8 protein-coding genes are annotated in these 14,699 nt (G+C 43.8%); 7 read left to right on the top strand and 1 reads right to left on the bottom strand.

Features of this window, described 5'->3' with window-relative positions; genetic code table 11:
- Window positions 1-29 precede the first annotated feature (29 nt).
- Window positions 30-728, top strand: a complete 699-nt coding sequence (locus tag AAA942_RS05060) for an ABC transporter ATP-binding protein (protein ID WP_338219151.1) — start codon at window positions 30-32, stop codon at window positions 726-728.
- 34 nt (window positions 729-762) lie between these two features.
- Here the strand turns inward: AAA942_RS05060 and AAA942_RS05055 are convergent, their stop codons facing one another.
- Entirely contained in the window at window positions 763-1,164 is a 402-nt protein-coding gene (locus AAA942_RS05055; protein ID WP_338219150.1) for a four helix bundle protein, read from the bottom strand.
- 147 nt (window positions 1,165-1,311) lie between these two features.
- Between AAA942_RS05055 and AAA942_RS05050 the strand changes: the two genes are divergently transcribed.
- The 6 genes from AAA942_RS05050 to AAA942_RS05025 all read left to right on the top strand — a co-directional run bounded on the left by AAA942_RS05050 (window position 1,312) and on the right by AAA942_RS05025 (window position 14,648).
- Window positions 1,312-3,681 (top strand): ABC transporter permease, encoded by a 2,370-nt coding sequence (locus tag AAA942_RS05050; RefSeq protein WP_338219149.1) that lies wholly within the window; start codon window positions 1,312-1,314, stop codon window positions 3,679-3,681.
- A gap of 138 nt (window positions 3,682-3,819) precedes the next feature.
- Window positions 3,820-6,225, top strand: coding sequence for an ABC transporter permease (locus AAA942_RS05045; protein ID WP_338219148.1), 2,406 nt, complete (start codon window positions 3,820-3,822; stop codon window positions 6,223-6,225).
- 12 nt (window positions 6,226-6,237) lie between these two features.
- Window positions 6,238-8,646 (top strand): FtsX-like permease family protein, encoded by a 2,409-nt coding sequence (locus AAA942_RS05040; RefSeq protein WP_338219147.1) that lies wholly within the window; start codon window positions 6,238-6,240, stop codon window positions 8,644-8,646.
- 202 nt (window positions 8,647-8,848) lie between these two features.
- Window positions 8,849-11,242, top strand: a complete 2,394-nt coding sequence (locus AAA942_RS05035; RefSeq protein WP_338219146.1) for an ABC transporter permease — start codon at window positions 8,849-8,851, stop codon at window positions 11,240-11,242.
- A 205-nt stretch (window positions 11,243-11,447) separates the two neighbouring features.
- On the top strand, window positions 11,448-12,140 hold the full coding sequence (locus tag AAA942_RS05030; protein WP_338219145.1) for a head GIN domain-containing protein: 693 nt from the start codon (window positions 11,448-11,450) through the stop codon (window positions 12,138-12,140).
- An 81-nt stretch (window positions 12,141-12,221) separates the two neighbouring features.
- On the top strand, window positions 12,222-14,648 hold the full coding sequence (locus AAA942_RS05025) for an ABC transporter permease (protein WP_338219144.1): 2,427 nt from the start codon (window positions 12,222-12,224) through the stop codon (window positions 14,646-14,648).
- The last annotated feature ends 51 nt before the right edge of the window (window positions 14,649-14,699 follow it).

The following is a 14,699-nucleotide window of genomic DNA, read 5'->3' as shown; positions in this document are numbered from 1 at the left end:
ACATCGGACATCGGTCAAAAATCATCACTATGGAAAACGTAATCAAAACCGTCAATCTCCGAAAACTTTACACCACGGAGGAAGTAGAAACTACTGCATTGGATGGAATCCAAATCGAAATCAAAAAAGGAGAGTTTGTCGCAATTATGGGGCCTTCCGGATGCGGTAAATCCACTTTACTAAATATCATCGGCCTTCTGGACAATCCGGACAGCGGCGAGTATCATTTCCTCGATCAGGAAGTAGCCAAATTTTCGGAGAGACAGCGATCTTCTTTGAGAAAAGGGAATATTGGGTTCGTATTCCAAAGCTTCAATTTGATTGATGAATTGACGGTTTTTGAAAATGTGGAGCTGCCTTTGCTTTACCTGAAAACCCCAGCCGATGAGCGAAAGAAAAGGGTAGAAGAGGTCTTGACCCGGATGAATATCATGCACAGAAGGAATCACTTCCCTCAGCAGCTTTCCGGTGGTCAGCAGCAGCGTGTGGCGATTGCGCGTGCAATTGTAGCCAAACCATCCGTAATACTCGCCGATGAACCTACCGGTAACTTGGATTCCAAAAACGGGGAAGAGGTTATGAGACTTTTGGAAGAACTGAATAATGAGGGAACCACTATCGTCATGGTAACTCACTCTCCTCACGATGCCAACTACGCTCACCGTGTGATCAATCTCTTTGACGGAAAAGTGGTGACCGAGAATATCCGGGAGCAGTTTCATGTATGATGCAGGGAAGAATGGGAGTAAGGAAGTCAGGAGGTCATTTTCCTCCTGAGTTTGCACTTCCGCGATCAGTTGGCTTTTTGGTTTTCAAAGTAGCCCGAAAAGCCCCCATACTGTTCATCAAAGCATAGGCTTGAGTATAAAAGTTGGAAAAATCAGTTTCAGATAGGTACTTCCTTCTTCTTGCCTTGTACAAACAGGTGACCACCTCAGCTAATGATCGTAACGAATAACCTATGAATTTTCGGAATTCCTTGTTCGATTGGCCTGTGGAACCTTCGGCGATATTTAGAGCTATGGAATCAGCTGCTCTGCGAATTTGGGATATCAAATTGTATTTCTCCTCGATCGGAAATTGGCCTGAGGCATCAAAAATCAACTCCCCAAAATCCATCGCTGTGTGCCAGATTCTTAGTTTTTCAAATTTGAAAGTTTCCATGATTGACTGGATTAAATGAGGTTAAAAGATTGAAAATCAAATTATTGAAAAGAGAAGTATTTTAAAACATCTCTCCCAAATTCTGTTCAACAAACTTCCCGACTCCTATACTTCCCAACTCCCATACCCCTAAACGTCCTAACTCCCATGCTATCCAACTACCTAAAAATCGCTTTGCGCGGCTTTGCCAAGCACAAGCTTACCTTCTTCATCAATACCCTCGGACTTTCCCTTGGTCTTTGGGCGGCTATTCTGATCGGCTTGTGGATCAAGAGTGAATATGAAGTGGGAAAAGGACTTGCCGAATCCGATCAGGTCTATCGGGTCATGGAGCATCAGTCTTATGGTGCTGACATCTTCACCACTACATCCACACCGGGGATTTTGGCGGAAGCGATGAAGGAAAATCTTGCCGAAGTGGAAAAGGCAGCCACTTACTCTTGGAATGAGGAGCATCTCTTTGTCAACGGAGAAAATCGGGTCAAACTCACCGGATTTTTTGCCGGAAAGGAATACCTCCATATCATGCAGTATCCTTTTCTCCATGGAAACAAACAGCTAGCACTGACGGATAAGTCCCACATTGTACTGACGGAAGAGGCCGCTGTCAAGCTTTTTGGTACTTCTGATGTTATCGGAGAATCCGTACAGCTGGTGAGCAATGAAGGGGAGGAACTCTATGTGGTACAGGGAGTATTGCAAAGCTTGGGCAATAAGGCGAGTTCAAGATTTGAGTATATCCTGCCTTATCAGGTCATGTTTGATAAGCCCTACAATGAATGGCTTACCTACTGGGGAAATAATGGTCCAAGTACCATTTTGAAATTGCGTGCCGGTACAGATGGTGAAAAATTCTCCAATTCCATCGAAAACTTCATCGCGGAGCGCAACGAGGGCAGCAACGTCAAGCTTTTCGCCTATCCCCAATCGGATCTTTACCTCCATGGTTCCTGGAAAGACGGCAAGCTTCAAGAAGGAAGAATCAAAACCGTTAAGCTGTTTGCGATGATCGGAGTGTTCATCCTGCTGATCGCTTGCATCAATTTCATGAATCTGTCCACTGCCAAATCCCAAAAACGTGCGAAAGAAGTGGGAGTGAGAAAAGTCTCCGGGGCGGACAAAGCATCATTGGTCTATCAATTCCTTAGTGAATCTATCCTAATTACTCTTTTTTCAGGAATTCTGGCTTTGCTTTTGGTTCAGATTGCTCTTCCGATCTTCAATATTCTTACCGGAAAAGACATGCATTTACCATTAGGCGAAGGTCTATTCTGGGTTCAGTTTGGGGCAATTCTTTTGGTTACAGGATTGGTTTCGGGGAGTTATCCGGCCTTTTACCTTTCTGCTACCAAGGTGGTGTCCGTTTTCAAAAATCATATTCAAGGAAGCAAGCGGGTAGTTTGGGCACGAAAAGGGCTGGTTCTCTTTCAGTTTATTTTGGCAACCGCACTCATTGTATCCACGGTGGTGGTTTTTCAGCAGATCAATTATGCGCTAAAGCAAAGTATCGGATATGAAAAGGATCAGCTAGTCCTAGTGCCTTTGGAGGGAGAACTTTTCGGAAAGTATGAGATCTTCAAAACCCAATTGGAAAATAACCCCAACATCGAATCCGTCACCCGGACCACTCATTCCTTGATGGGTAGAAGTTCAAATACCGGCGGGGTAGAATGGGAAGGAAAAGACCCGGATTTTACCGCGCTTTTTGAGCGGATTTTGGTGGATTATGACTTCTTGAGTACGATGGGAATGAAGCTGATTGATGGGGAGGACTTTTCCAGAGAAAAGGGGTCAGATTCTACCCAATCGGTCATTCTCAATAGAAAAGCATTTGAGCTGATTACCCAAAATAATCCGGAAACCAGGATGCTCACCATCAATGGGGAAACCAGGCAGGTAGGTGGGGTAGTGGAAAATTTCCACTTCCAGAGTTTTCATCAGGTCATGGAGCCCGCTTTTATTATTCTGGACCCAAGCTATGCCTCCAATGCGTTCATCCGCATTAAAGCAGGTGAAATGGAGGAAACTCTGGCCGCGATACAATCCCTAGCTGAGGAGTTGAATCCGGTATTTCCATTTTCCTATCAGTTTATGGATGAAAATTACGCCCGGATGTATCAGGACGATGTACGCTTGAGAGATTTGGCTCAGTATTTCAGCATCTTGACTATTCTGATTTCCTGCCTGGGATTGTTGGGCCTTTCAGCCCACGTTGCTGAGCAAAAGACCAAGGAGATCGGCATCCGAAAGGTATTAGGGGCTTCCACGTTCCACATTTTGCAGGTGATCAACAGAGAGTTTATCCTAGTGGTCATGGTTTCGATTTTGATTGGATCGGCATTGGCCTATTGGTTTATGAAGGATTGGCTGGAGGGCTATGCTTATCGGATTGATTTTGAATGGTGGTTTATCCCACTGGCTGGGGTTCTGATTCTGGGAATCGCGCTGATTACGGTCAGCCTTCAATCCATTCGGGCTGTAAGAAGTAATCCCGTTCAGGCCATTAAGACGGAATAAATTCTGGTCGAAATCGGGCGTTTTTGTTCGCTGTTTTAGAATTGACTCCCTAAAAAAGACTGAAATTCAGGTTTTTGGGGAGTTTTTTTATGGCACAAAAACTGGCCTATCTGATCATATTCTTAGCTTCTCTAACCTATGCTCAAGAATTACTTCAAAATCGCCCTTCGTAGCCTCTTCAAAAGAAGGCTTTTCTCCTTGATCAATATTCTGGGACTCGTTTTGGGATTACTGACTTTTTTGGTTTTGTATGCTTTTGTGATCACTGAGTTTTCCTACAATGATTTTCATGCAAATAAGGACCGAATTTTTCGGGTGGTAATTGAAGAGAGAAATGGCACCTATGAAACCTACCTTCCTCCGGGATATGCAGGCATTATTACCAGTAATTTTTCCTCGGTACAATCCGTAGAAAGAGTTGCAGGTTATATTGGAAGTGGCTTGGTTGCGATTCCTGATACCGATTTGGCGTTTAAGGAAAACGAAGTCGGATTTGTGGAAGGAGATTTTTTTCAAAACTTCTCTTTTCCGATTGAGCGTGGTACCGCTGACCTTTCGAAGCCATATTCAGTTGTGATTACCGAGCAATTGGCTGAAAAGTATTTTGGTGAGGCTGATGCAATTGGGAAAAGCATTTCTCTGAGCAATCAATTTGGAAAGGCGGATTTTACGATAACAGGTGTATTGCAACCAATACCTGAACTTTCAGATCTTCAATCTGATATTTTTCTATCCATCCACACTTTGGAAAGACCTGAATATCGAAGGGATAACGGTTGGGCTGATCCCAATGGATTGGAGTCAGGCTTTGTGAATTTGTTTTTGGTCGCCAAAGAAGGAGAAGATGTGAGTGAGCTTCCCGGTTTGCTGACTGATTTTGTCAACCAAGACCCTGATTCTAAAGTAGCGAATGTATTGCTTCAACCCTTGGATGAAATTCATTTGGGCAGTTCCATTGCAGACCCTATGCCTAAGGTGAGTTCAATGGGAAGCGTTTTGGTGTTTTTAGCCATGGCCGTATTAATTCTATTTATTGCCTTTGTCAATTACGTCAATCTTTCCTCTGCAAACCTTTTGACTCGAATAAAGGAAATCCGAATGAGGAAGGTATTGGGAGCCTATTCCTGGCAATTGGCTCAGCAATTTATGGTGGAGACTTTCTTGCTGATGGGACTTGCATTGATTTTAGCCCTAGGCTTATTCAATTTATTGGATCCTCTATTTTTTGAGATTTTAGGGAAGCCAGTTTGGGCTGGCGTATTGCTGGAGCCAATCACAGTTTTCGTGATTTGTGGAATTTTGGGATTTGCTGCTTTATTCTCTGGGCTTTATGTGGTTTTCCTTTCCGGTCAATTTGAGAAAAAATCCAAGCTTAAATTTATCGCTTCTGAGGGGCAATGGGGAAGAAAGGCTCTGGTTGTTTTTCAATTTGTGATTTCTATCGGAATCATCGTTTGTACTTTGGTCATTCGGGATCAGCTATCTTTTATGCAGCAGCAGCCTTTGGGGATGAATTTGAACCAGCGTGTTGTGGTAGAAGGGCCTGAAGATTTCAAAGGAGACAGAAAGGGGAAAATGAATGCCTTTAAAGAGAAGCTTTCCTCCCAAAGCTTTATTCAAGGAACTGCCGGTTCAAATTCTTTGCCGGGGTATAGTTATAATTTTTCCGCAGGAGGAATTACTCCTTTGGTTCCAAGGCCTGAGGATAAGGATTACAGCTACTCCATGTTTATCATCGACAATGAGTTTATTCCAACTTTTGGAATAGATGTGGTGGCCGGAAGAAATTTCACCTTTGAGGAGGCGGATGCCAATTGGAATAATCTTCCCAAAGTCATGCTCAATGCAAAAGCAGCTCGTCAATTGGGCTTTGAAAATCCCGAATCGGCCGTTGGGCAATCCATCCTTTGGGGTAAGCCTTATGAGGTGGTTGGTGTGATTGCTGATTACCACCACATGTCTCTTCGGGAGGAAATCAGCCCCATGATACTTCTGGCAGCACAAGCTTCCGGTTATTTTACTTTGATCATGGATACCCAAGAGATGCAAGGGAATCTTGCCCAGGTTCAATCTATTTATCAGGAGATTTTTCCGGGAAATCCATTCACCTATTCCTTCCTAGATGAAATCTACGGAAGGCAATACCAAGCTGAACAGCAACTCAGCAGGGCATTTAGCATTGCCGGAGCATTGGCGATTTTGATTTCTTGTCTGGGATTGTTTGGATTGGCGGCCTATTCTGTTCAGCAGAGAACAAAGGAAATAGGCATCCGAAAAGTGCTTGGTGCAAGTACCCAAAGTTTACTGAACCTGATCAGTAAGGATTTTCTGATCCTAGTTGGGATTGCGATGGTGTTTGCATTCCCGCTAGCTTGGTATGCCATGCAAAGCTGGCAAGCGGATTTTCCATATAGGGCTGGGCTTTCTTGGATGACATTTGTTTGGGCTGGACTAGGCTCAATGGGAATTGCTATGTTGACAGTGGGATTCCAGGCTTTAAAAGCAGCTTGGTCCAATCCAGTTGAGTCTATCCGAAATGAATAAGATCATATGATGATGATAAAAACTAACCTTAAGATTGCCTACCGAACTGCAGTAAGCAATCCTTTTTATACACTTTTAAATTTACTCAGCCTTTTGATCGGTTTTTTGGTGATTGGCTTTGCACTGGTTTACATTTCATTTGAGACTACTTATGAGAGTTTCCATGAAAACAAGGAGAGTGTTTTCAGGCTTATCCAAACCTATCGTTCTCAAGACTATTCTGTCATAGGATTTCCTTCTTGGAATGATAGTGGTTCTGAGGTCCAGCAGGTACAAATTCAAAGTTTGAAAAATGCTAATGGAGTCCAAGAAGTGGTTCAGTTTATGGAATTGCCCAATGGACAAGGGATTACTTTTCAATCTAAGCTCCTTAAAACCGACAAAGCAATTGAAACGAATTCACCTGAAGCGTTTAGCTCTATTTTTACCTGGAAGGCGGTCGCCGGCAGTTTGAATGATTTTGCCATCGGAAATGGCAAAGTGATGATCACTGAGAGGTTTGCCAAGCAGCTTTTGCAAGAAGGCGAAAGTTTGGGAAAATTAATTGGAGAGCCGGTGGAGCTGGGAGGGGTGGACTATGCAATTTCCGCAATCATTCAGGATGTTCCTTCCAACTCACATTTTGACTTTGAAGTAGTTTTTTCAAAAGATAGAATCGACTATTGGGGAAGTAGAACCTACGTTCAGCGAAAAGAGGGAACAGATCAACAAGAGCTGACCGACGCGATTAATGAATCCATCAAGCTATCAAATCCGAGATTAGCCCAGGATGAATTGTATCAAGCCCATTATCTTCAGCCTATCCCATCCATCCATTTGGACTCCAATGTGCTATATGAATCCAAGGCTCCGGGAAATAAGCTTTACCTTTTTCTGGTAGGATTTTTTGGGTTTTTCATTTTGCTGATTATCCTGTTTAACTACACCAACCTCAACCTGGCAATCAAATCGAAGCAAGGAATTTCTCTGGCTATTAAAAAAACTATGGGGGCTAGTTCCACCCATTTATTAGGTCAATTCATGCTGGAAGCTTTTCTACCTTTGATTGTATTGCTTCCCATATTTTTGGTGCTCTTTCAGGTTTTAACCCCCTTTTTCAATCAACTGATGGGAGTTGAGATTCCGCTTAGCTATTTATTTGAAGGCTCCAAAATCGGCTTAATTCTTCTCAGTTTTGGGTTGATAGCTTTTGTGGCTGCAATTTTTCCCTCTGCCTTACTGATTCCAAAAAGTATTCTGGGTTTGTTTAAAAATAAGATCCAACACTCCCCAAGACAAGCTTTTCCCGTAAGAAAATACCTGGTCATCAGCCAATTGGTAGTTTTGATCATCATTGCCTGTGTTGCCTTGGTTGTACAAAAACAACTGGATTTTGTCTCAAAAAAGGATCTGGGCTACACCAAAGATCAAATCCTATTCACCTACACGGATGAGGAAAATCTCAAGGTGTTTCAGGAAAGCTTGAAAAGTATCCCAGGAGTCAAGCACGTAGGCAACGGTTCTTCCTTTGCCATCAATCCTTACAATCAAACGACCTATTCGATCGAAGGAACCGAGCAGGTGTATGATGATGCCAATCAGCTCTATTTGGATTATGAAGGAGTAAAGGCTTATGGGCTTCAATTTGCCTCACCACTAGTGGAAGAAGGGAATCAAACCTTTATCAATCGAACTGCAGCTAATCGATTTGCGCAAATCCTGTCTATAGCTCCTGAAGAATTGATCGGGAAGACTATTGTGACAGAGCCCGAATATCAAAATGAAGAGACTGGGCAAATTGGGTTTCCCTTTACCATAGCGGAGATATTTGAAGACATAAACCTCTTTTCCCTTCATGAAAAAGTAGAACCCTATTTTTTGACAGTAAGTCCAAGAGTAACCATGGAAGGAAGAAGTATTGTCGCTTTTGAGGGAAAAGATGATGGGGAAATTTTAGATGAGGTAAAAAAAGCGTATGCGAAAATTGACCCAATTCGACCTATTGACTATCAATTTCTCGAAAATCAGATTGACTCGCTTTATGAGTCTGATGAAAGGATTGCAAGTTTATTGAGTTATTTCACAGGAGTGGCGATCTTTTTGGCTTCGCTTGGGATAATTGGGCTTACAGTTTTTCTTACTCAATCCAGGAAAAAGGAATTTGGAATTCGAAAAATTTTGGGAGCAAATATTTCCTCTATTATCCATTCCTCTTTCGAGGAATATTATAGCATGATTTTTATTGCTTTTTTGATAGCCCTTTTACCTGCATTTTACTTGTCTTCCAATTGGCTGGAAGGTTTTGCTTTTAAAATTTCTATGCCTTGGGGACTTTTCGCTTCGGTGGGGGCATTTGTCTTTTGTTTGTTATTTACTTTGGTTTCTATAGTAGCTTTTAAAGCAGCTTGGTCCAATCCAGTTGAGTCTATCCGAAATGAATGAGTTTGCCCTAGAGCGGACAAATTGGATACTCTACGAACAGTTTTATTTCCAAAAAGGCCTTTCTGATAATCAGAAAGGCCTTTTTCTTTTTGGAATATTTCATGAACTCTCTTTGCAACCTTTAACTCAAAAGCTGCATCTGATTAATTGAAAACTAAACCAACACTTTTTCTGAAAACTAAACCAACTAGTATATCAAGCCATGTGGAAAAATTACTTCACTGTAGCCCTGCGTAATTTAAAACGCAACAAAATCTACTCCGCTATCAACATCATCGGACTGGGTCTGGGCATGGCCGCCAGTATCTTGATCGCGCTCTTTGTGCTTGATGAGCTGAGCTACGATCAGTTTATTCCTAATGGACACCGAATCTACCGGGCCAATGTCAGCGGGAAAATGAACGGAAATGAGTTCACTTCCTCTACCTCAGCTACTCCCATGGCTCCCACCATGCTCAATGAACTTCCCCAAGTGGAGGATGCAGTTCGTTTTGGATTGATGCGCACCTTTCCTTTCCGCCTGGAGGAAAAAGCTTTTACAGAGCCTATCGTCTTGGCTGCTGACCCTAATTTCATTGATTTCTTTGGTTTGCAAATGCTCAAGGGAGATCCAAAAACAGCTTTGGTGGGTCCCGATCGGGTTGTGCTGACTCAAAGTGTAGCCGAAAAATATTTTGGTACGGAAGATCCTCTTGGGAAATCCATTTTCAGTGGCTCTGAAAATAAACCACTGGAAGTGACCGGAGTGGTTGCTGACTTTCCTGTCAATTCTCATTTGGCTTTTGATGCGGTAATTTCCGGAGAAAACTTTTGGTACTTCGAGCAAGAAAACTGGACCAGCAATAACATCTACACCTATTATCGATTGGTGGAGGGTACCGATCCCCAGCAAATCCAGCAAGCGATCAATGGATTTGTGGAAAAATACGTGGGAGAGGAAATATTGGCATTTTTGGGGATTCCTCTGAAAACTTTCCAGGAGCAGGGCAATGATTATGGAATTCAAACCATGGCGCTGCAGGATATCTACCTCAAGTCTGCCACCAATGACGAAATCAAAGCTCCTGGCAATGAGCAATATCTGATTCTTTTTACTGCTATTGCCATTTTCATCCTATTGATTGCCTGTATCAATTTCATGAATCTAGCCACAGCCCGCTCTGCCAACCGGGCCAAAGAAGTCGGTGTCCGAAAATCCATTGGGGCAAACAAAGGACGATTGGTCGGTCAATTCCTGGCTGAATCATTTATGTACTGTGTTTTTGCAGGATTCTTGGCTTTGGCTATCATCTTGGTTTTGCTAAAACCTTTCAATGCCTTGGCAGGAAAAGAGCTCGGGTTCGGGTTTTTGATTCAGCCTCAATTTTTGCTGGCCTTTATTTTGTCCCTTTTGGTGGTAGGCTTGATTGCAGGCTCCTACCCAGCATTTTACCTGACCTCTTTTTCTCCTGTTACCGTATTAAAAGGGAAATTGAGAAGCGGAGTCAAGCGCTCCGGGCTGAGAAGTGGATTGGTGGTTTTTCAGTTTTTTATCTCCACCATTTTGATCATCTCCAGCATGGTAGTCTATAAGCAGCTGGGATTTATGCAGGCCAAAAACTTGGGCTTTGACAAGGAAAATGTGCTTTCGCTTCTTCATGTTCGCGCTTTGGGAACTAATCAGGAGGCCTTCAAGCGGGATTTACTCAATCAGTCAGGCTTTTTGGAGGCGAGTTTTGCCAATAGTTTACCTCCTATGCTGGACTGGAATTCTGTAATGCGAACCAAAGACAAACAGCAGGATATCCTGTGCAATATCAATGTGGTAGACGAAGATCACTTGGAGACATTAGGACTCAAGTTGGCTTCAGGTCGGTTTTTCTCCAGAGAAATTACCGCAGACACTGGCTCAATCCTAATCAATCAGGCTGCCATGGCTCAAATGGGCTGGACCGAATTGGATGGCACACAGGAAGTCGGTGGGTTTTGGAGTGAGGATGGCTCAGTCACTTACCGAAAAGTGGTAGGCGTACTGGAAGATTACAATTACGAGAGCTTAAGGCAAAATGTCCGCCCCTTGGTGATGATGCTGGGAAGCCGAAATGATTTCAATGAAATGGCAATTCGCTTAAGTCCCGGTAATTATGCAGATCAGATCAAGCTCTTGGAAGAAATTTGGAAAAAGCACTCCGGAGGTGCTCCGTTCGAGTACTCCTTTCTGGATGCAGACTTTAATCTGCTCTTTCAAAAGGAGCAAAAGATGGGTAATATCATCCTCATCTTCACAGTTTTGGCGATTGGAATCGCCTGTTTGGGCTTGTTTGGACTGGCAGCATACACTACTGAGCAACGATCCAAAGAAATCAGCATCCGGAGCTTTGGGCGCTTCCATGCTCAATCTGGTGACGATATTGAGCAAGGATTTTACGCTATTGGTCTTGATTGCTTTTGTACTCGGAGGACCGATCAGCTATTATTTTCTGGAAAAATACTGGCTGCAAAACTTTGCCTATCGGACCGAGATCGGCTGGTGGATGATTTTGGGGGCCGGTCTGATATCGATTTTCATAGCTTGGCTGACGGTCAGTTACCAGAGTTTCAAAACGGCAGCTTCTAACCCGGTTGATTATTTGAAGAATGAATGACCTCAGTTTTTCCTTAAAATCTAAGTCAAGTCAAATCGTCCGCTCACGGGCAAAAAGTGTTGGCAACGGACAAGAGATTTTAAAAAAAGTGGCTTTAAAGCAGCTAAAGACAAAATCTGCCTTGGCATAATTCCTGAAAAATAAATTATCACTAAACCAACCCAAATCTTAAAAACTATGAATCTTCAAAAATCACTGCTCGCTTTTGTATTCTTCCTGATGGGGAGTGTACTTACCCTTGCCCAAAATTCTGAAACCAGGACTCCAGGACCATTTACCCAAGTGGAAAACTCGGGCAGCTGGGATATTTACATCACAGAAGGCTCAAAGGATGAGGTCCGCCTGGAATCCAGGTCCTTTGATCTGAGTAAAGTCATTACCAAGGTTGAAAATGGGCAATTGAAAATCCGATTGGAAAAAGGCAACTGGAGAAATGTGGATTTGACCGTCTACGTGACGGTCCGGGAATTGACCTCGGTCGGAAATGGCGGCTCTGGAAATATGTATCTGGAATCTGACTTTGGTTCTGATTCATTCAACATGGGTCTTTCAGGTTCCGGAAATATCCTAGCCAAAAACCTGAATGTGGGAAAAATCAACATCGGAATGAGCGGATCCGGAAGAATTGAAATTCAGGGAGGCTCTGCAGAAAAAGCTTCTGTGGGACAGTCTGGTTCCGGAGACTTGGATGCGTTGGACTTTACTGCCGATGTGGTAGATATCGGAAAGTCCGGTTCTGGAAATACCTCCATTGGAGTCAATGATTCCTTAATCGTTGGGTCTTCCGGCTCCGGCAATGTATACTACCGAGGAAATCCGGAGAAGCAAAGCATCGGAGTGTCCGGTTCATCCCGTGTGATCAAGAAATAATAACCACCCAGCCCAATAATGAATAAAATGCCGGTAGAGTGCTGCTTTATCGGCATTTTTTCTTCCTAAACAAGAAAAGATATGTTTAAAAACTACTTCAAAATCGTCTTCCGTAACGCCAAAAAGCATCCCATGTATGTGCTGATCAACTTGATCGGGTTGGCGATTGGGATGGCGGTGAGTATTATCATTTTGCTCTATGTGCAGTTTGAGCTGAGTTATGATAATTACCATCCTGATGGGGATCGACTGTATCGGGTTTCCCGTGCATGGTTCAATCCCGACGGACAAATCAGCCTTCATTTGGGGCATACGGCCCCTCCGTTTGGTCCTTTGATTAAATCCGATTTTCCGGAAGACGTGGAGGTTTCTGCCCGGCTTTTCAATTTTAATCCTTTGATCAAATCCGGAGGGAATGCCTTTGAAGAAGAGCGGTTTTTCTTTGCTGACCAAGAAGCTTTTGATGTCTTTGGTTGGGAAGTAGTGGCAGGAGAGGGGAAGACAGCCTTGGACCAAGCGGATGGCTTGGTGCTGACCGAATCCACCGCCAAGCGCTATTTTGGGGATTCTCCGGCGGTAGGAAAAGAGCTTTTAGCCTTGCTTAATGGACAGGAAGTGACCTTCCAAGTCCGCGGGGTGATGAAAGACATGCCTGAAAATTCCCATTTTCATGTAGACTTTTTGGCTTCCATGGTGCCTGTGGTGCAGTTTTACGGAGGCTTGGAGCCTTTCATGTCCAATTTTGGCTCGAATAATTTCTCTACCTACATCAAGCTTCGGGAAGGACTCGATTACAAGGACTTTGAAGCCAAACTTCCCAGTTTGATCGATCGGCATATGGGAGAGACCCAATCCGGAATCCCCATGTCCAAAGGGACACAATTGTTTCTTTGGCCCATTCAGGATATCCATTTGTACAGCAATCTAGATTCCGAGATAGAGGCAAACGGGAATATTGACTATGTCTACATCTACTTAGCCGTTGCCTTTTTTATTCTACTCATTGCCTGTATCAATTTCATGAACCTTTCTACGGCACGTTCTTCTCTGCGGTCCATGGAAGTGGGGCTTCGCAAAGTCATGGGTGCGGACCGAGGCTTGCTGGTGAGACAGTTTTTGGGGGAATCTTTCGTCATGACTGCCATGGCTATGATGTTAGCTTTGATCTTAGTGTTTTTGTTTTTGCCCAGCTTTGCAGACTTCTCTGAGCGGCCTTTAAACTTGAATTTTTTCCAAAATCCGCTCTATCTATTGGGTATTTTGGGAATCATGGTCTTTGTGGGCTTGATTTCAGGAAGTTATCCCGCTTTGTTTTTATCGGGCTTTATGCCTGCCAGAGTACTCAAAGGAGCCTTCAAGGCAGGTAAAATACATGAGCGTTTTCGGTCCGTCTTGGTGGTAGGTCAGTTTGCGATATCCGTGGTATTGATCGTTGCCGTTTTGGTGGTCGTAGGGCAGTTAAACTTTATGGTAGGCAAGGATTTGGGCTTTGAAAAAGAAGATGTGGTCTACCTGCCTTCCAATGATGAGATTCAGAATAACTACCTCATTCTCAAAGACCGATGGGAAAATCATCCCGGAATCCAGTCTGTGACTATTTCCAGCCGTGTGCCCTCCGGAAGACTGTTGGATTCCCAAGGGGCCACAGCCGAGGTCAACGGAGAAATGAGCCAGTTGAATATCCGGATTGCAGACATTCATGTGGCGCACAATTTTCTGGACACGTACGGTATCAACACGGTTGCCGGAAGAAACTTTAATTACGATTTGGCGAGTGATTCGACGGAAGCCTTTATTCTCAACGAGACGGCTGTCCGGGAGATCGGCTGGTCCAGTCCGGAGGAAGCCGTGGGAAAACAATTTCTTTATGGTGGACGACGGGGTTTTGTTACCGGAGTGATGCAGGATTTCCACTTTGAAAGCTTGCATCAGCCGATAGTTCCGATTGTGTTTTTGATCGCTACAGACCGGAAAAATCCGGTCAGCTTCAAGATTCAAACCGATCAGCGGGAGCAGGTATTGGCTTATCTGGAAGCAGAATGGGCTCAGTTGCGTCCTGATTTTCCTTTTGAGCCGACCTTTGTGGATGAGGGCTTCAACAGACAGTATGAGGCCGAAGATCGGGTAAAAACCATTTTCACCTTCTTTTCTGCTTTGGCAGTCTTGATTTCCATTTTGGGTCTCTTGGGATTGGTGACCTTCGCTACCGAGCAGAGAACACGGGAAATTGGCATCCGAAAAGTGATGGGAGCTGAGACAGGTAATATTCTCTTGCTTCTTGGAAAAGACTTTTTGAAACTGGTGGGAATTGGTTTTTTGATTGCAATTCCGATTTCCTGGTTTGGAATGAACAGCTGGCTGGAAGATTTTGCTTACAGCATAGGCGTACATTGGACGGTGTTTCTTTGGGCGGGATTGGGAGCAGGAGTGATTGCCGCAGCCACAGTGGTCTCTCAAACGATCAAAGCCGCCTGGGCCAATCCGGTGAAGAGTATCAAGAATGAGTAGGGGAGTTATTAAGTAGGAAGACCGAAGACGGAAACATACTTCGGTCTTCCT

The organism is Algoriphagus sp. oki45 (assembly GCF_036245605.1).
GTDB lineage: Bacteria > Bacteroidota > Bacteroidia > Cytophagales > Cyclobacteriaceae > Algoriphagus.
Note: the sequence above shows the minus strand (reverse complement) of the source record. Positions and strands in the feature narration are given on the sequence as shown.